Raw genomic sequence first — 17,621 nt, forward strand, 5'->3', positions numbered from 1 at the left:
TGCATCAGGCTGATGAATCTTAATTCGATTGGTTTTCGAATAGTCCTTGTTATTAGATTCTGCGTTCATCGTGACAGCCTTTTACTGCTTTAATATTGGACGAAAACTGGCTTATTATACCCATATTACTAATGGTTATTCACTTATGTTGGACTAAAAGATGAAAGGTTGGATCATATTAGCGCTCCTTTGTGGTGCATTATATTACTTATACACAGAAACCGACAAACTAGATGCACCTATAGCTAAAACAGAAGAAATGGTTCAGAAGATAGAAAGTAAAGTGAGTTCAGCAATGGGCACTCAAATAATTAAAATGGATCAAAATCTAACAAAGGTCCGCAAGGATATATTAGAGCGCCTCTCTGCCGCCGAAGTTGAAGAATTTAATAAAATCCCACTTACCGAAGATGGCATTGCCGATTTTAAAGAGAGCTACTGCGGCACTAATGCAGTTGAGCATTCTACTTTTAGCCAAGACAACTTGCTGTTTATCTGCGACAACCTCTAATCACACTCCAGAGACAAGCGGAATTTGGCATCCAATCTAAGCGTAACGCTTAGATTGACCAACTGCATTATTCCGCCTAGCCTCAGAGCTTCAACAACATAGGCCTTATATCATGACTCAACCAGTATCAGACACTTTCGATCCTACATTGTGGGATGAAGTCAGCGGATTTAGCTTCACCGATATTACTTACCATAGAGCCAAAGCCCACGGCACTGTACGTATCGCCATCAATCGACCTGATTGCCTCAATGCCTTCCGTCCAACAACAGTCGATGAGTTATATATCGCCCTCGATCACGCTCGCCAATGGTCCGATGTTGGTTGTGTCTTACTCACAGGCAACGGTCCCTCAGCCAAAGGTCAATACTCGTTTTCCTCCGGTGGCGATCAACGCATTCGTGGTAAAGATGGTTATAAATATGAAGGCGCAGAGGAAGGCAAAGCCGATTTAGCTAGGATGGGGCGTTTACATATCCTCGAAGTGCAAAGATTAATCCGCTTTATGCCTAAAGTGGTTATCGCAGTTGTGCCAGGGTGGGCAGTTGGAGGTGGCCATAGTTTACATGTTGTCTGCGACTTAACCTTAGCCTCTAAGGAACACGCCATATTCAAGCAAACCGATCCTGATGTCGCGAGCTTCGACTCTGGCTACGGCAGTGCTTATCTTGCCAAGATGATTGGTCAAAAACGCGCCCGCGAAATTTTCTTCTGCGGTTTTAATTACAGTGCCGATGAAGCCTTTGCCATGGGCATGGTGAATAAATCGGTTCCCCATGCTGAACTCGAAGTCGAAGCATTAAGATGGGCCAAAGAGATTAACTCTAAATCCCCAACAGCGATGCGCATGTTGAAGTACGGTTTTAACATGACCGACGACGGCATGGTTGGCCAGCAACTGTTTGCCGGTGAAGCAACACGTTTAGCCTATGCCAGTGCAGAAGCCCAAGAAGGGCGTGATGCCTTCCTCGAGAAACGCGATCAAGACTTCTCTGCCTTCCCTTGGCATTACTAATCGAAGCTGATTGCCATATAAAGCCCTCATTGGAGGGCTTTATACTTTTTAACGCTTATAGATAGAAAAAACCGTTTAAACTAATCTCAAAATACGGGTTTAAATTTTAATGAGAATTGTTATCATCTAATCATTCCCAAAAGGGGCTAAAATTAGAGGATAGAATCATGACCAAGACACTTACTTTTGCCGTATTACATTTCACCGTTGCTTTTACTGTCACTTATTTATTAACAGGCAGTGTGCTTGTTGGTGGGGCAGTCGCATTAGTAGAGCCCGCGATAAACACTGTAGTGTTTTATTTCCACGATAAAGTATGGAAACGTTTAGAAGCAAAAAAGCAACACGCGCTTGATGCGATAACAGCTTAATAGCCTAAGCCACCAGCAAATAACTCTAATTAAGCCCCAATAAAAAACCGCCTAAGTGGCGGTTTTTTATTGGCTTTGATTTATTCCACCGTCACCGATTTAGCAAGGTTGCGCGGTTGATCCACATCTGTGCCCTTAATTAAGGCAACATGATACGAGAGCAACTGTAATGGGATAGTGTAAATCAGCGGTGCCATAAAGATATCGCAGTGTGGAACCGGGATAACCTTCATGGTTTCGTCAGACTCGAACTCCGCATCCACATCGGCAAACACATACATTAAACCGCCACGGGCACGCACTTCTTCAACGTTAGATTTCAGCTTTTCTAATAATTCGTTGTTTGGTGCCACCACGATGACGGGCATATCGGCATCAATCAAGGCCAGAGGGCCATGTTTTAATTCGCCAGAAGCATAAGCCTCTGCATGAATGTAGGAGATCTCTTTAAGTTTTAGCGCGCCTTCCATCGCAATCGGGTATTGATCGCCACGGCCAAGGAATAGCGCATGGTGTTTGTCAGCAAAGTCTTCTGCCAGCTCTGCAATCGCACCATCTAAGCCTAATGCTTGCTCCACTTTAGCGGGCATAGACTGTAGGCTTTGGGTGATCTCGGCCTGCATTTGCTCTGACATGCCATTATGTCGACCGATCACCGCCGTTAACATTAATAAACCCGCTAATTGCACGGTAAAGGCTTTAGTTGAAGCAACGCCAATTTCGGCGCCTGCTTTCATCATGTACGCCATATCTGACTCACGAACTAAGGAAGAGCCAGGCGCGTTACAGATGGTCAGTGTCGCTTTATAGCCCATTTCTTTGGCTAGGCGCATCGCTGCCAGCGTATCGGCAGTTTCACCGGATTGAGAAATAGTCACCAACAGGCTATTGGGGAATAAATGCGACTTACGGTAGCGGAATTCGGAGGCGATTTCGACATTACAAGAAACGCCAGCCCAATCCTCTAACCAATAACGCGCCGCCATGCCCGCATGGTAGCTAGTACCACAGGCAATAATCTGTACGTGCTTGATATCTTTTAAGAACTCAGCGGCATTATCACCAAAGGCCGTGTCCAGCACTTGCTTGTTAGCGATGCGACCTTCGATAGTGCGTGTCAGTGCCAATGGCTGCTCATAGATTTCTTTGAGCATATAGTGGCGATATTCGCCTTTGTCGCCAGCATCATGGGTGATTTCTGACTCTTTAACTTCGCGCTCAACTTTATTGCCATGCACATCGAAAATGCTCACGGTGCGACGAGTCACTTCGGCCACGTCACCTTCTTCTAAAAAGGCGAAAGAGCGGGTGACAGGCAGCAGTGCCAGTTGATCGGAGGCGACAAAGTTTTCACCTAAACCAAAACCAATCACTAATGGGCTGCCTGAGCGCGCGACAACCATGCGCTCGCTGTCGCGGCGGTCAATCACCACAGTGCCATAAGCGCCTTCGAGTTGTTTAACCGTGGCTTGCACCGCGGCCAGTAAGGTGTCGTGGGTTTTTAATTGGTGATGAACTAGGTGGCAAATCACTTCAGTATCGGTATCAGAGCTGAAGTGGTAGCCGTGTTCTTTAAGCATTTCACGCAGTTTATGATGGTTTTCGATAATGCCATTGTGCACAACGGCAATATCGCCTTCAGATAAATGTGGGTGAGCATTGCGCTCGCTTGGCTCACCGTGGGTAGCCCAGCGCGTATGCGCAATGCCAGTGCCACCCGCTAATGGGTCGGTTTCGAGTGCAGTAGAGAGCTCCTGCACTTTACCCACGCGGCGCGTGCGATTGAGTTCGCCATTGTGGATAACGGCAACACCTGCGGAGTCATATCCACGATATTCTAAACGACGTAAACCTTCGACCAGAATTTCAGCCACATCCCTTTGCGCCACGGCGCCAACGATTCCGCACATAGTTTTTACCTATAAATGAAAAATAAAAATGAAGTTATTTTAGTCATTTGCTCTGACTTATCACGGGCAAATGCCTAAGGCGAGTAGGGCGCTAAGATGACTTTCACGCCTTGCTCGGTAATTTGGTTAAGGGCGCTCTCTTCGATGCGCGCATCGGTGACTAACACGCTAATTTGCGACCACGGCAATTCTAAATTAGGGATCCGCTTGCCTATTTTGTCCGAATCCACCATCACGATGACTTCGCGGGAAACCTCAGCCATCACCTTACTTAAACCTGTCAGCTCATTAAAGGTGGTGGTACCACGTTCAAGATCAATACCGTCGGCACCGATAAACAGTTGGTCGAAGTTGTAGGAGCGTAATACCTGCTCGGCGACTTGGCCTTGAAAGGATTCAGAATGCGGGTCCCAGGTTCCACCTGTCATCAATAGGGTCGGCTCATTTTCAAGCTCATGAATTGCATTAGCTAAATGCAGGGCATTGGTCATGACCACCAGCCCACGTTTATGGTTGAGTTCAGCAATCAAGCCAGAGGTGGTGGTACCGCTATCGATGATGATGCGATTGTGATCTTTAATCAGCTGCGCCGCAGCTTTAGCAATGGATAACTTATTAGGCGCAATCTTGGCAGAAAACTGTTGCGTGACTTCATCAGGTATAGCCACAGCACCACCGTAGCGGCGTAGCAGCAGTCCGGTTTTTTCAAGTTCGGCCAGATCTTTACGAATAGTCACTTCTGAGGTTTCGAAACGTAATGACAACTCATCGACACTCACTTCACCCTGTTCATTCAGGATGCTAATGATACTGTGGCGTCGTTGCTGTGTGTTTCGTTTATTCATAAAACCTTTCAGTTAAGTTTCGAATCGAAAGATATATTATAAAGAAACGAAACTTTTTTGCTAGTATTCGAAAGATAATTTCGAATCAAGATGGGTAGCCTTTAAGTTGGATTAATTAACTTTATGAAAAATAATAAAAAAGCAGTTAACCCAAAGGTAAACTGCTTTAATTGTATGAAACTTAAAAGGGGAGCTGAGCTTAAAACTTAGCCTCAAGCGCCACACTGAAGTTACGATCTTGGCCAATAGTGACCATCTTATCGCTACCACCATCTAAGTATTCAGTATCAAATAGGTTTCTCACGTTTGCACGGATGCTAACTTCTTTACCCATAATATCCATAGTATAGGCAGCACCAACATCAAAACGGACGTAACCATCTTTGGTGATAGTGTTAGCAGTATCAGCAAAACGCTCACCAACGTAGATAGCACCAAAGTTCATCGCAAAGTTGTCAGTTACTTCGTAACGAGTCCAGATATTGGCCGACCATTCAGGGGCATCGATAGGCGTTTTACCTTCGCGAGCATCACCCGTCTGATATTCAGCATCTAAATACATCATAGATGAAGTCACAAACCAGCTATCTCCAATTTTGCCTTGGGCACCCATTTCAAAACCACGGTGCTTTTGCTCACCGCCTTGGGTAGTGATATCAGTATAATCACCAATAGGTGTTGGCAATTTCTCAGAAATGGTGATGTTTTCAAGTGTGATATCAAATACCGCTGCCGTTAGCAGCAAACTATCGTCAAACAGTTCCCACTTTGTTCCCACTTCATATTGAATACCGTATTCAGGCTTTAGGTTAAGTTTGTTATTGATATCGTATTCGTTATTCACTGCACCTTGTGGGGTGAAGCTTTTTGAATAGTTGACATAAATACTGCCATTATCCATAGGCGAATAAATCACCCCGAATTTTGGCGATACGGCATAGCTATTTTCCCCTTCACCGTCTTTTTTCTGCTCGTCATAACGCACACCTGCAAGCAATTTCCATTGTTCGTTGATGGTCATTAAATCTTGCAGATAGAAACCGTAGTATTTGTATTCGCTTGGAGCACTTAATTTACCCTGGTGGTAATCAAGGTCAGGCTGAACAACCGGTTGTCCAGGGATCACTGTTTGAGTTGCGCCACGGGCGATTTGTTGCTGGTAGAAGTAATCTAAATAGTTGGCACCAATAAGGAATTGATGTTCCAAGCCTGCTAATTCAAACTCACCCGTAAAATCAACATAAGCAGTTTTATGCTGCCAATCGTCATATCGATCAAAAGGCTTGATGCTATACCCCTTGGTGAAGGGATCTGCCGAATAAACCGGAGCTGAATCGAAACGTTGGCGATTAAACTGTTGATCGTTGTAACCGACTTTAACTTTCCAGTCGTTACTCATTTGCCAAGTTAGATCAGCACCTAAATTTGAGACGGTATTATCGGTAAAGGCCCAAGGCGCATCCCATACAGTTTTACGCTCGCCAATCACATTACCTTGTTTATCTAACCAACCACCCGCATCGATGCCCGCTTTATCTTGGGTATGGTCGTACTTAACCGATAACAGAACATCATCACTGATATCAAATTCTAAGTTTAAGTAACCCAGCCAACGATCACGCTCTTGGTTTTCATTAGTAGTTGAATATTCGCGCCAGTATTTAGTGTCTTGTTTGACTAACACACCACGATAACGAATGCTCTGCGCTTCGTTTAAGCTACCACCCGCATCTAACTGCGCACGGGTAGAGCCGTAGCCATCAGTATCAAATCCTAAATCGAGCATTGAATCATAGGTCGGCTTTTTGGTGACCATATTCACTAAACCGCCAGGACCGGATTGACCATACAGCATACTTGAAGGGCCTTTAAGTACTTCTACCTGCTGCAGCGTTTCGATAGGTTGAACGTAATGAGACCATTGCTGGTGGCCATTGATGAGATAACCATTACCGGAATCGAGTTCGAAGCCTCGGATACTGAAGACTTGACGGTTCCAACGGGTGGTTCCCGCTGTCACACTTGAATCGTTTACCAATACTTCGGCAAGGTTAGTCGCTAATTGCTCATCGGTAACAAAGTCGGGGATCACATTCACTGACTGTGGGGTATCCATTAAGTCAATATCGCCACGCATGGCGCCCGATGCACTACCGACCTTGTAGTCGTTAAAAGTACGGCCTGTTACATTAATACGTTCAATGTTTGCATCGTTTGGCGCTTCTGCCATAACAGGCATCGCCATTAATGCAGCCCCAACGGCCAAACCTACAACTGAATATTTAAATAGCATTGCCAACACCTCAAATAGACCTTTCGTCTTAGAATTGCAGGCAATATAAATAAGAATTGTTTTTATTTAAGGTTATTTACACGAATTTACAATCTTGCGTGATACAGATCAAAATTAAACAAAAACAACAAATTGCTCATACCACAAAAGCATTAACTCAATATTAATTCGACTGTTTTTGTAAAACTAAGGATTTTGACCTTTGACAAAAAAACATAAAGCGGCTAATTGCCGCCTTATATTACAAAAGATTAGCGGTTACTTCTTTATTTTAACCGGGCGCTGCCAGCCTGTGAGGTGTTTTTGTTTAACACGGGTGATCACTAGCTCGTCCTCACCCACATCACGGGTAATGGTTGACCCTGCACCGAGCGTCGCGCCTTTACCAATGGTCACCGGTGCCACCAGTTGAGTATCACTCCCCACAAACACATTATCTTCAATCACAGTGAGATGCTTATTCGCCCCATCGTAATTGCAGGTGATAGTGCCAGCACCAATATTCACGCCAGCACCAATTTGCGCATCACCCAAATAAGCTAAGTGACCCGCCTTAGAACCCACACCTAAAACGGCTTTTTTCATCTCAACAAAGTTGCCGATATGGGCATCTTGCATTAATTCAGCACCAGGACGTAAACGGGCAAAAGGCCCTGCGCTTGCTGCAACACCCAGTTTAGCGCCTTCGATAATAGAGTTAGGTTTGATTTCGGCATTATCGGCAATTTCACAATCAATAAGAATTGCGCCAGCACCAATAGTGACATTATTACCTATTACCACTTTACCTTCGAAAATCACGTTCACATCGACCATCACATCCATACCGACAGTCACTTCACCACGGATATCAATACGGCTTGGGTCACGTAGATTCGCACCAGCAATCATCAGTTTTTCGGCTTCACGGGCTTGGTAAGCTCGCTCTAATTGGGCGAGCTGCACGCGGTTGTTAGCACCTTCCACTTCGATAGCAGATTGCGGCTGAGCGGTATTAATCTCAATCCCGTCGGCGTGGGCCATGGCGATAATATCAGTGAGATAGTATTCGCCCTGAGCATTGTTATTCGATAAACGGCCAAGCCAGGTTTTCAATGCATTACCTGGGACAGCCATAATGCCCGTATTGACTTCATTAATGGCAAGTTGTTCTGGATTTGCATCTTTTTGCTCAACAATGCCAATCACCTTACCTTGCTCACGCACAATTCGGCCATAACCCGTTGGATTAGCAAGATTAACCGTTAAAATCGCCACGCCATTATCGGGACGCGCAGCAAGCAAAGCTTCAAGCGTAGAGGCTTGGATTAATGGCACATCACCGTAAAGGATCAGTACAGTATCATTATCGTCGATATTCGGAATGGCCTGCGCCACAGCATGGCCTGTGCCCAACTGCTCCGCTTGCAACATCCAATTCAGCTTTTGTTCGCCCAATGTGGATTTTAATTTATCGGCACCGTAGCCATAAACGAGCTGAATAGAGTCACTGCCAATACTGTTTGCAGTATCAATCACATGCTGCACCATGCTCTTATGGGCGATAGGATGTAATACCTTAGGAAGATCCGAGCGCATGCGAGTTCCTTTTCCTGCCGCTAAGATCACTACATTTAATGCCATTGCCATATCCTTGATTAACATCCCAAAGGGATAAACTGAGCTCGATTTTATGACACAATTTTAACGGAAAGGCACAGCAAAGCGAAAGGCAGATATCAAAACGCAGCGAAAAAACCAACAAAAAAGGCGGGTATCTTTCGATAACCGCCTTTTATCACAAACAATAACCTTTATCTGGCAATGTTTTTCTTGATGGTTTCAACAACACGTAATTGAGCCATTGCTTTCGCTAACTCAACCATAGCGGCGTCATAATTGAAGTCCGCACCCGCAGTTGCCATATGGGCTTCTGCACGACGCTTGGCTTCTAATGCTGCCTGCTCATCAATATCTTTGGCACGCATAACCACATCAGCCAACACAGAAACAGAAGAAGGTTGTACTTCCAGTAAACCACCAGAAAGGTAAAACACTTCTTCGCTGCCGTCTTGTTTGACGATGCGCGCCATGCCAGGTTTGATATAGCTTAACAGTGGAGCGTGGCCATGCATGATGCCCAACTCACCTTCAGAACCGGTCACTTGTAGGCTAGCTACGCGACCAGAGAAGATGCTGCTCTCTGCGCTTACTATATCAAGCTGTACTGTCATGGCTGCCATCCCGTTCTCCTTAAAAAACTAAGTATGACTACTTAGTTATTTCTTTTTGTTAGCTTTCTCGACAGCTTCGTCGATAGAACCAACCATGTAGAACGCTTGTTCTGGAATGTGGTCGAACTCGCCACTCAGAATTCCCTTGAAGCCACGGATAGTGTCTTTCAGAGATACGTACTTACCAGGAGAACCAGTAAAGACTTCTGCTACGTGGAAAGGCTGAGACAAGAAACGCTCAATCTTACGTGCACGGGAAACGGTCATCTTGTCATCATCTGACAATTCGTCCATACCCAGAATCGCAATAATGTCTTTCAGCTCTTTGTAGCGTTGCAGAACAGTTTGTACACCGTTAGCTACGTCATAGTGCTCTTGACCAACCACTAATGGATCTAATTGACGAGAAGTCGAATCCAATGGGTCAACCGCTGGGTAAATACCCAGAGAAGCGATTTGACGTGACAATACAACAGTCGCATCTAAGTGAGCGAAGGTTGTTGCGGGTGACGGGTCAGTCAAGTCGTCCGCAGGTACGTATACCGCTTGTACAGAGGTAATAGAACCCGTCTTAGTTGAAGTAATACGCTCTTGCAGAACGCCCATTTCTTCAGCCAGAGTGGGTTGGTAACCTACTGCAGAAGGCATACGACCTAACAGTGCTGATACTTCGGTACCGGCTAGGGTGTAACGGTAGATGTTGTCAACGAACAACAGAACGTCACGACCTTCGTCACGGAATTTCTCAGCCATAGTCAGACCGGTCAGTGCTACACGCAGACGGTTTCCTGGTGGCTCGTTCATTTGGCCATACACCATGGCTACTTTGTCGAGAACGCCAGAATCCTTCATCTCGTAGTAGAAGTCGTTACCCTCACGAGTACGCTCACCTACACCGGCGAATACAGAAAGACCTGAGTGAGCTTTAGCGATGTTGTTAATCAGTTCCATCATGTTAACTGTCTTACCAACACCCGCACCACCGAACAGACCTACTTTACCACCCTTAGCGAATGGACATACAAGGTCGATAACCTTGATACCAGTCTCTAACAGTTCAGTCGTGTTTGATTGCTCTTCGTATGAAGGAGCGCTGCGGTGAATCACATAACGTTCTTCTTCACCGATTGCACCCGCTTCATCAATAGGGTCACCTAAAACGTTCATGATACGGCCAAGAGTGGCTGTACCAACAGGAACAGAAATAGGTGAACCTGAGTTTACTACCTCAAGACCACGACGCAGACCATCAGAAGTTCCCATAGCGATGGTACGAACTACACCACCACCTAGTTGTTGCTGAACTTCCAGCACCAAACCATTACAGGAGCCTTCACCTGTGATCTTCAGAGCGTCATATACCTGAGGTACGGCATCTTGTGGAAACTCTACGTCCACAACCGCGCCAATCACTTGGACAACAGTACCTGTGCTCATGATTAATCCTCTAAAACTTGTATTCGTTACCTAACCTAAACCGCAGAGGCACCAGAAACAATTTCCGACAGTTCCTGCGTAATCGCAGCCTGACGAGCCTTGTTATAGACCAATTGCAAATCGTCAATTAGTGTACCCGCGTTGTCAGTTGCCGCCTTCATCGCCACCATACGGGCAGCTTGTTCAGAAGCAATGTTTTCAACAACACCTTGGTAAACCTGAGATTCTACATAACGAACCAATAAGGTATCCAAAAGGGCTTTTGGATCAGGTTCGTAAATGTAGTCCCAACGATGAGCAACCTCATCATCTTCCGATTTAGGCAAAGGTAGCAGCTGCTCGATCACAGGAGTCTGCGTCATAGTGTTGACAAACTTGTTGAACACTACATACAGACGATCCAGTTTGCCTTCGTTGTAAGCTTCTAACATGACCTGCACAGTACCAATTAAGTCATTCAATTTAGGTGCATCACCTAAACCCGATGCTTGTGCCGATACTTGTCCGCCGAAACTTTTGAAAAACTGCACACTACGAGCACCAATTGGGCAAAATTCAAATTCTGCACCTTGCTCTTTCCAGCTTTTCACGTCTGCTACAACCTTTTTAAAGAGGTTGACGTTCAGACCACCACAAAGGCCACGGTCGGTTGCTACAACAATGTAACCAACCCGCTTAGCCTCTCTCACCTCTAAGTAGGGGTGTTTATACTCGAGAGAACCTTGCGCTACGTGACCGATCACCTTACGCATGCTTTCCGCGTATGGACGGCTCGCAGCCATGCGTTCCTGCGCTCTGCGCATTTTGCTGGCTGCCACCATTTCCATGGCGGACGTGATCTTCTGAGTGTTTTTAACACTCGCGATCTTGGTTTTAATCTCTTTAGCGCCGGCCATCTCTACTCTCCAATCTGGACCTGAGGTGCCTTAAGACACCTCTATCATTGTTACCAGGTTTGGGTTGCTACGAACTTGTCGAGGCCAGCTTTTAATTCAGCTTCGATATCGGCGTTATAATCGCCAGTCTCGTTGATAAGCTTGATTAAAGCAGCATGCTCGCTGTTCATGTACGAGAGCAGAGCGGCTTCGAAATCACCAACTTTTTTCAGCTCAACGCCCTTCAGGTAACCTTTTTCAGCTGCGAAAATTGACACAGCTTGAGCGGCTACGCTCATAGGAGCATATTGTTTTTGCTTCATCAGTTCGGTAACACGCACACCATGCTCTAATTGAGCACGAGTTGCATCGTCAAGATCAGATGCAAACTGTGAGAACGCAGCAAGTTCACGATACTGTGCTAGAGCGGTACGGATACCACCAGACAGTTTCTTGATGATCTTAGTCTGAGCCGCACCACCAACACGAGAAACAGAAATACCTGGGTTAACCGCTGGACGTAAGCCAGAGTTAAACAGATCGGTCTCAAGGAAGATCTGACCGTCAGTAATCGAAATTACGTTGGTCGGTACGAATGCAGATACGTCACCCGCCTGAGTTTCAATAATAGGCAGTGCGGTTAAAGAACCAGTTTTACCTGTTACTGCACCTTTAGTGAACTTTTCTACATACTCTTCGTTTACGCGTGAAGCACGCTCTAATAAACGAGAGTGTAGATAGAATACGTCACCAGGATAAGCTTCACGGCCTGGTGGACGCTTCAGCAGTAACGAGATCTGACGGTAAGCAACAGCTTGCTTAGACAGGTCATCGTATACGATCAGAGCATCTTCACCGCGGTCGCGGAAGTATTCACCCATAGCACAACCAGAGTACGGTGCTAAGTATTGCAGTGCTGCAGCTTCAGAAGCTGTTGCAACCACAACGATAGTGTTAGCTAACGCACCGTGTTCTTCTAGCTTACGTACAACGTTAGCAATAGTAGAAGCCTTTTGGCCTACCGCTACGTACACGCACTTAATGCCAGAATCACGTTGGTTGATGATTGCATCGATCGCCATCGCTGTTTTGCCAGTTTGACGGTCGCCAATGATCAATTCACGTTGGCCACGACCGATTGGGATCATAGCGTCAACGGCTTTATAACCAGTTTGAACTGGTTGATCTACTGACTTACGTTCGATAACACCTGGAGCAATCACTTCAACAGGAGAGAAACCATCGTTGTCGATCGCTCCTTTACCGTCGATAGGCTCACCCAGAGTGTTAACTACGCGGCCTAACAGGCCACGACCGACTGGAACTTCCAGAATACGGCCAGTAGTTTTAACTTTTACGCCCTCTGCTAAATCAGCATAAGGGCCCATTACTACGGCACCGACAGAATCACGTTCAAGGTTCAACGCGATTGCAAAACGGCTACCAGGCAGTTCGATCATTTCACCTTGCATCACATCGGCTAGGCCGTGGATGCGGATAATGCCGTCACTTACCGCAACGATAGTTCCTTCGTTACGAGATTCGCTAACGACTTCGAACTGCTCGATCCGCTGCTTAATCAGATCGCTGATTTCAGTGGAATTCAGTTGCATGCTCAAACTCCCAATTACGACTGCAGCTTTTCAGACAGACGCGATAATTTACCGCGGACAGAGCCATCAATGACTAAGTCTCCTGCCTTAATGATTACACCGGCGATGAGCGCGGCGTCAGTGCTGCAATTCAGCTTAACTTTGCGTGCGAGACGTTTCTCTAAAGAAATACTGATCTGCTGCTGTTGTTCAGAGCTGAGCTCAGCTGCAGAAACCACATCGGCTTCCACTTCTTTTGCCCACTCATTACGGTATTGAGCAAAAAGCTCAGATACAGCAGGTAGTACCTTTAAGCGACCGTTTTCAGCCATTACCTTTATCAAGTTCTGACCTTGCTCATTGATTTGCTCACCACACACACTAATAAAGAGTGCGGCAAGTTTAGTGCTGGCTAAAGAGCCAGTCAGCAGTGGCTTCATGGTTTCGTTTTCACTAACCAAAGCGGCAAACGTGAGCATTTCAGCCCAGTTATCCACTGCATTGTGTTCAACAGCAATGTCAAAAGCTGCCTTTGCGTAAGGGCGAGCGATGGTGGTTAATTCAGCCATAACTCAAACTCCCTTATCAAATTTCAGCGACAAGTTTATTAACTATGTCACTGTGGGCGGCTGGATCAATAGAACGCTCAAGGATCTTCTCAGCACCCATGATGGCAAGAGTAGCAACCTGCTTGCGCAGATCCTCTTTCACGCGATTACGTTCAGCTTCAATTTCTGCTTTACCCTGAGCGATGATTTTTGCACGCTCAGCGTCTGCTTCGGCTTTAGCTTCTTCCACTATTTGAGCTTTACGCTTGTTAGCTTGCTCAATAATTTCGTTAGCCGTCACCTTGGCTTCTTTTAGTTGGTCAGTCGCTTTCGCTTGAGCCAACTCTAGGTCTTTTACCGCACGATCAGCATCAGCTAGACCGTCAGCAATCCTTTTTTGGCGCGCTTCGATGGCATTCATCAAAGGGGGCCATACAAACTTCATGCAGAACCACACGAAGATGATAAAGGCGACCGTCTGACCGATTAGGGTAGCGTTGAAATTCACAACAGCCTCCTATTTAGAGTTAAGACAGAAGCGTTTTCTTACAGCATTGCACCCAGCGGGTTGGTGAACAGCATGAATAATGCGATACCAACACCGATCATTGTTACGGCGTCTAACAGACCCGCTACGATGAACATTTTAACTTGCAGCATAGGAGCCATTTCTGGTTGACGCGCAGCGCCTTCCAGGAACTTGCCACCTAATAAGCCGAAACCGATTGCAGTACCAAGAGCACCCATACCAATCAGCAGAGCAACAGCGATAGCTGTCATGCCTAAAATCGTTTCCATCTGTATCTCCAGTATCTAAAATCTAAATCTAATTAGTTGATGATTTAGTTTAAAATTTCTTCAGCAATCCTTAATGATCTTCATGAGCCATGCTTAAATAAACAATGGTCAGCATCATGAAGATAAACGCCTGCAGCGTGATAACCAAAATGTGGAAAATTAACCAACCTAGTTGCAGAGTCACACCTAGGGAAGATAATAACAAGTTGGTTCCATACATCAGCGCAATAAGGATGAAGATCAACTCACCTGCGTACAAGTTACCAAATAGACGCAATGCCAATGAAATTGGCTTAGCGATTAAAGTAACAGTCTCTAATAGGAGGTTGACGGGTATCATTGCCTTATGGTTAAAGGGCTGTAGCGTCAGTTCTTTAACAAAACCAGACACGCCTTTGACCTTAATGCTGTAGTAAATAATCAGCACAAACACACCGATAGCTAAGCTGAAGGTGATGTTTACGTCAGTCGTCGGAACCACTTTTAAGTATGGAATTCCCGCTAAACTTGCTAACCAAGGTAGCCAGTCTACAGGAAGCATATCCATGAAGTTCATCATGAATACCCATACAAAAATGGTCAGAGCTAAAGGCGCGATCAGGGCATTGCGGCCATGAAAACTTTCTTTCACGCTGTTATCAACGAACTCTACGATCATCTCGATAAAGCATTGCAGCTTACCGGGAACACCTGAAGTCGCTTTTTTACCAACACTACGGAAAATCCACAGGAACAGAACACCAAGACCAACCGAAAAGAACAACGAATCAATGTGCCATGTCCAGAAACCTTCACCAACGTGTAGGTTGGTAAGGTGATGCTGGATATAGCCCTGCGGTGTTAACGCTTCACCAGGTGCAGCCATGATTCATCCCACTTAACTTTGCTTGAAGTATAAAGGAGCTGTCCAATGCACGATTAACGTCAGCACGTAACAAACAAAAAGCGGCATAAATGCGACCTTAAGATTGATAAACACTAGCGAAAACATTGCTATGGTTAACAGCAACTTTACCGCTTCCCCCCAGTAAAAAGTTTTAATCACTTTTGCAGCTGAACTTGCTCCCGTATGGGAGAAAGCGAGGGTCGCGAATACAAAATTAGGGAGTACAGCAATTGAACCACCTGCTAACGCAGAATAGCCAAACTGAACTCCCCACACGACGAAAAAGAGAATTGAAGCACCCCCAGCCACCGCCGCCTGCATCATCACCAATTTATAGGCTGACCACCGGCCACGGCGCGCTAAAACCTTACTCAACTCATCTTCTCCGCATTTATACTTTTTGTTTCGATGACCGGATGACAAATATCCGTATTTATGTCCATGCACAAAAAGCTTGCGAAAGTATACCTTTTCACGCCTTCATTGCAACTTAGAGATAAGGAAAAACAGCACTTTTAACGTGATATAGCGCCAAAACAGTCAAAATCCAAAATTAACAAATGTCACAAATTTACATTAAAAACTGTTAATCTACAGACATTAACGAATTTTGCTAAGAATTCCGTCTAATTCAGCCAGATTCTGATAGTTAATTACAATTTTACCCTTACCCTTACTGCTATGAGCTATCGAAACTTTGGCACCTAATCTTTCAATTAACTGCTGCTCTAAACGACAAACATCTTGATCTTTAGTCGTAGTTTCGACGGGTTTGGGCGGATTTAAGGTTTGATTAATTAATCGTTCAGTTTCACGAACGGTTAATTCCTTGGCTGCAACTAATCTCGCCAGGTTTGTTTGTTCTTCACCCTCAATTGCGAGTAAAGCGCGCGCATGGCCCATATCAATATCGCCATACTCGAGTAGACGCTTAACCGGTTCATTTAAACCGTTTAAACGCAACAAGTTAGATACACTCGCCCGAGATTTTCCCACAACATCGGCAACCTGTTGGTGAGTCAGTTCAAATTCTTGCATTAAACGTTGTAATGCTATGGCTTCTTCCATCGCATTTAAGTCTTCACGTTGAATATTTTCGATCAACGCGATAGCAACAGCAGCTTCATCGGGAACAGGTTTTACAATACAGGGAATTTTATCCACACCAGCCAATTGAGAAGCACGCCAACGGCGTTCACCCGCGATGATCTCATACTGGGTCTCACTCACAGGGCGTACCACAATTGGCTGGATAATGCCTTGATTGCGAATCGAATGGGCTAATTCTTCCAAGGCTTCTGGAGACATGTCTTTACGTGGTTGATACTTTCCAGGCTGTAAAAGGTCGAGATCTAAATGAATCAGCTCTTCTTTTTTATCGACAACAGCCACTTCTTCCGTCTGTTTTTTATTGGCGGCGTGACTATGGCTCAGTAAAGCATCTAGCCCTTTACCTAACCCTCTTTTCTTTAACGTCATGGTTATCCTTTACGCTCGCTTAGCCTGAATGTTCTGTTCGGAACGGCGGATCATTTCACCAGCCAATGCCAGATATGCTTTAGCGCCCGCGCTCGACTTATCGTAATACATCGCAGGCGCACCAAAGCTCGGCGCTTCAGCCAAGCGCACATTTCGAGGGATAACTGTACGGTAGACCTTATCACCAAAATGTTGTTTTAGCTGATCGGACACATCATTTGAGAGACGATTACGGGGATCATACATAGTCCGTAGAATCCCTTCGATACCCAGCACAGGGTTAACCACGGCCGCCAACTTGGTAATGGTATCAATAAGTGCTGTTAAGCCTTCAAGCGCAAAATACTCACACTGCATAGGTACGAGCACAGAATCTGCTGCTGACATCGCATTTACCGTCAGCATATTGAGTGAAGGAGGGCAATCGATAAAGATATAATCGTATTGATCTTTTATTGGCGCCAGCGCATTACGCAGGCGAACTTCACGGGCGAAAAACTCCATCAGCTTGATTTCAGCTGCCGTGACATCACCATTACTGGCAATCAGATCGTATTTACCCGTGGTATCTTTCACCACTATGTCATTAAAGGGCTTTTCTTCTACCAATAATTCGTAAGCCGTATTTTCGACTTCATATTTATCGACGCCACTGCCCATTGTGGCATTGCCCTGAGGATCGAGATCGATGAGCAGTACTTTGCGCTTAGTCGCCGCTAAAGAAGCCGCTAAGTTGACACACGTTGTTGTTTTCCCTACGCCACCTTTCTGGTTGGCCACGGCAATTACTTTACCCACAATGTCACCCTGTATGTAAATTCTGGTTTATTGCCTACTTAAAAATCCAT

At 45.5% G+C, this 17,621-nt stretch carries 18 protein-coding genes; 3 read left to right on the forward strand and 15 right to left on the reverse strand.

The annotated features are described in order from the left end of the window. Positions 1–160: 160 nt before the first annotated feature. From H9J30_RS18760 to H9J30_RS18770, 3 genes are all read left to right on the forward strand, one after another. Positions 161–511, forward strand: a complete 351-nt coding sequence (locus H9J30_RS18760) for a hypothetical protein (protein ID WP_240132402.1) — start codon at positions 161–163, stop codon at positions 509–511. 112 nt (positions 512–623) lie between these two features. Continuing rightward, the gene (locus H9J30_RS18765) at positions 624–1,526 is read left to right on the forward strand and encodes a 1,4-dihydroxy-2-naphthoyl-CoA synthase (RefSeq protein ID WP_240132403.1); all 903 of its coding nucleotides are present in this window, start codon (positions 624–626) and stop codon (positions 1,524–1,526) included. Positions 1,527–1,693: 167 nt separating this feature from the next. Next, entirely contained in the window at positions 1,694–1,897 is a 204-nt protein-coding gene (locus tag H9J30_RS18770; protein ID WP_240132404.1) for a DUF2061 domain-containing protein, read from the forward strand. An 80-nt stretch (positions 1,898–1,977) separates the two neighbouring features. Here the strand turns inward: H9J30_RS18770 and glmS are convergent, their stop codons facing one another. From glmS to H9J30_RS18845, 15 genes are all read right to left on the reverse strand, one after another. Further along, on the reverse strand, positions 1,978–3,807 hold the full coding sequence (gene glmS, locus H9J30_RS18775) for a glutamine--fructose-6-phosphate transaminase (isomerizing) (RefSeq protein ID WP_240132405.1): 1,830 nt from the start codon (positions 3,805–3,807) through the stop codon (positions 1,978–1,980). A gap of 74 nt (positions 3,808–3,881) precedes the next feature. Then, positions 3,882–4,652, reverse strand: a complete 771-nt coding sequence (locus tag H9J30_RS18780; protein WP_240132406.1) for a DeoR/GlpR family DNA-binding transcription regulator — start codon at positions 4,650–4,652, stop codon at positions 3,882–3,884. A gap of 199 nt (positions 4,653–4,851) precedes the next feature. After that, positions 4,852–6,945, reverse strand: coding sequence for a TonB-dependent siderophore receptor (locus H9J30_RS18785; RefSeq protein WP_240132407.1), 2,094 nt, complete (start codon positions 6,943–6,945; stop codon positions 4,852–4,854). Between the two features lie 258 nt (positions 6,946–7,203). Then, the gene (gene glmU, locus H9J30_RS18790; RefSeq protein ID WP_240132408.1) at positions 7,204–8,568 is read right to left on the reverse strand and encodes a bifunctional UDP-N-acetylglucosamine diphosphorylase/glucosamine-1-phosphate N-acetyltransferase GlmU; all 1,365 of its coding nucleotides are present in this window, start codon (positions 8,566–8,568) and stop codon (positions 7,204–7,206) included. Positions 8,569–8,738: 170 nt separating this feature from the next. Further along, positions 8,739–9,167 (reverse strand): F0F1 ATP synthase subunit epsilon, encoded by a 429-nt coding sequence (locus H9J30_RS18795; RefSeq protein ID WP_011624645.1) that lies wholly within the window; start codon positions 9,165–9,167, stop codon positions 8,739–8,741. A 36-nt stretch (positions 9,168–9,203) separates the two neighbouring features. Then, positions 9,204–10,595: a F0F1 ATP synthase subunit beta gene (gene atpD / locus H9J30_RS18800; RefSeq protein ID WP_037413426.1), complete on the reverse strand. Its 1,392-nt coding sequence runs from the start codon at positions 10,593–10,595 to the stop codon at positions 9,204–9,206. Between the two features lie 35 nt (positions 10,596–10,630). Continuing rightward, positions 10,631–11,491, reverse strand: a complete 861-nt coding sequence (gene atpG, locus H9J30_RS18805) for a F0F1 ATP synthase subunit gamma (protein WP_011074331.1) — start codon at positions 11,489–11,491, stop codon at positions 10,631–10,633. Positions 11,492–11,541: 50 nt separating this feature from the next. After that, complete coding sequence (gene atpA, locus H9J30_RS18810) at positions 11,542–13,083, reverse strand: F0F1 ATP synthase subunit alpha (protein ID WP_011074332.1); 1,542 nt, start codon at positions 13,081–13,083, stop codon at positions 11,542–11,544. Between the two features lie 14 nt (positions 13,084–13,097). After that, entirely contained in the window at positions 13,098–13,631 is a 534-nt protein-coding gene (atpH, locus tag H9J30_RS18815) for a F0F1 ATP synthase subunit delta (protein ID WP_011074333.1), read from the reverse strand. A 16-nt stretch (positions 13,632–13,647) separates the two neighbouring features. Further along, entirely contained in the window at positions 13,648–14,118 is a 471-nt protein-coding gene (gene atpF, locus H9J30_RS18820; protein ID WP_011624650.1) for a F0F1 ATP synthase subunit B, read from the reverse strand. Positions 14,119–14,156: 38 nt separating this feature from the next. Further along, complete coding sequence (atpE, locus tag H9J30_RS18825) at positions 14,157–14,408, reverse strand: F0F1 ATP synthase subunit C (RefSeq protein WP_006083840.1); 252 nt, start codon at positions 14,406–14,408, stop codon at positions 14,157–14,159. Between the two features lie 70 nt (positions 14,409–14,478). Continuing rightward, positions 14,479–15,273, reverse strand: a complete 795-nt coding sequence (gene atpB / locus H9J30_RS18830) for a F0F1 ATP synthase subunit A (protein WP_240132409.1) — start codon at positions 15,271–15,273, stop codon at positions 14,479–14,481. A gap of 12 nt (positions 15,274–15,285) precedes the next feature. Further along, positions 15,286–15,669, reverse strand: a complete 384-nt coding sequence (locus tag H9J30_RS18835) for an ATP synthase subunit I (protein ID WP_011074336.1) — start codon at positions 15,667–15,669, stop codon at positions 15,286–15,288. Between the two features lie 225 nt (positions 15,670–15,894). Then, entirely contained in the window at positions 15,895–16,773 is an 879-nt protein-coding gene (locus tag H9J30_RS18840; RefSeq protein ID WP_240132410.1) for a ParB/RepB/Spo0J family partition protein, read from the reverse strand. Positions 16,774–16,782: 9 nt separating this feature from the next. Further along, on the reverse strand, positions 16,783–17,571 hold the full coding sequence (locus H9J30_RS18845) for a ParA family protein (RefSeq protein WP_240132411.1): 789 nt from the start codon (positions 17,569–17,571) through the stop codon (positions 16,783–16,785). Between the last annotated feature and the right edge of the window lie 50 nt (positions 17,572–17,621).

It is taken from the genome of Shewanella cutis, from assembly GCF_022410515.1.
In the GTDB taxonomy this organism is placed as follows: Bacteria; Pseudomonadota; Gammaproteobacteria; order Enterobacterales; family Shewanellaceae; genus Shewanella; species Shewanella cutis.

Excerpts from the sequence above, each read along its gene's own strand:
- glmU (WP_240132408.1), bottom strand. The coding sequence starts at position 8,568 with ATGGCATTAAATGTAGTGATCTTAGCGGCAGGAAAAGGAACTCGCATG.
- atpG (WP_011074331.1), bottom strand. The coding sequence starts at position 11,491 with ATGGCCGGCGCTAAAGAGATTAAAACCAAGATCGCGAGTGTTAAAAAC.
- atpB (WP_240132409.1), bottom strand. The coding sequence starts at position 15,273 with ATGGCTGCACCTGGTGAAGCGTTAACACCGCAGGGCTATATCCAGCAT.
- atpD (WP_037413426.1), bottom strand. The coding sequence starts at position 10,595 with ATGAGCACAGGTACTGTTGTCCAAGTGATTGGCGCGGTTGTGGACGTA.
- atpE (WP_006083840.1), bottom strand. The coding sequence starts at position 14,408 with ATGGAAACGATTTTAGGCATGACAGCTATCGCTGTTGCTCTGCTGATT.
- glmS (WP_240132405.1), bottom strand. The coding sequence starts at position 3,807 with ATGTGCGGAATCGTTGGCGCCGTGGCGCAAAGGGATGTGGCTGAAATT.
- H9J30_RS18765 (WP_240132403.1), top strand. The coding sequence starts at position 624 with ATGACTCAACCAGTATCAGACACTTTCGATCCTACATTGTGGGATGAA.
- H9J30_RS18760 (WP_240132402.1), top strand. The coding sequence starts at position 161 with ATGAAAGGTTGGATCATATTAGCGCTCCTTTGTGGTGCATTATATTAC.
- H9J30_RS18785 (WP_240132407.1), bottom strand. The coding sequence starts at position 6,945 with ATGCTATTTAAATATTCAGTTGTAGGTTTGGCCGTTGGGGCTGCATTA.
- H9J30_RS18840 (WP_240132410.1), bottom strand. The coding sequence starts at position 16,773 with ATGACGTTAAAGAAAAGAGGGTTAGGTAAAGGGCTAGATGCTTTACTG.
- H9J30_RS18770 (WP_240132404.1), top strand. The coding sequence starts at position 1,694 with ATGACCAAGACACTTACTTTTGCCGTATTACATTTCACCGTTGCTTTT.
- H9J30_RS18780 (WP_240132406.1), bottom strand. The coding sequence starts at position 4,652 with ATGAATAAACGAAACACACAGCAACGACGCCACAGTATCATTAGCATC.
- atpA (WP_011074332.1), bottom strand. The coding sequence starts at position 13,083 with ATGCAACTGAATTCCACTGAAATCAGCGATCTGATTAAGCAGCGGATC.
- H9J30_RS18795 (WP_011624645.1), bottom strand. The coding sequence starts at position 9,167 with ATGGCAGCCATGACAGTACAGCTTGATATAGTAAGCGCAGAGAGCAGC.
- atpH (WP_011074333.1), bottom strand. The coding sequence starts at position 13,631 with ATGGCTGAATTAACCACCATCGCTCGCCCTTACGCAAAGGCAGCTTTT.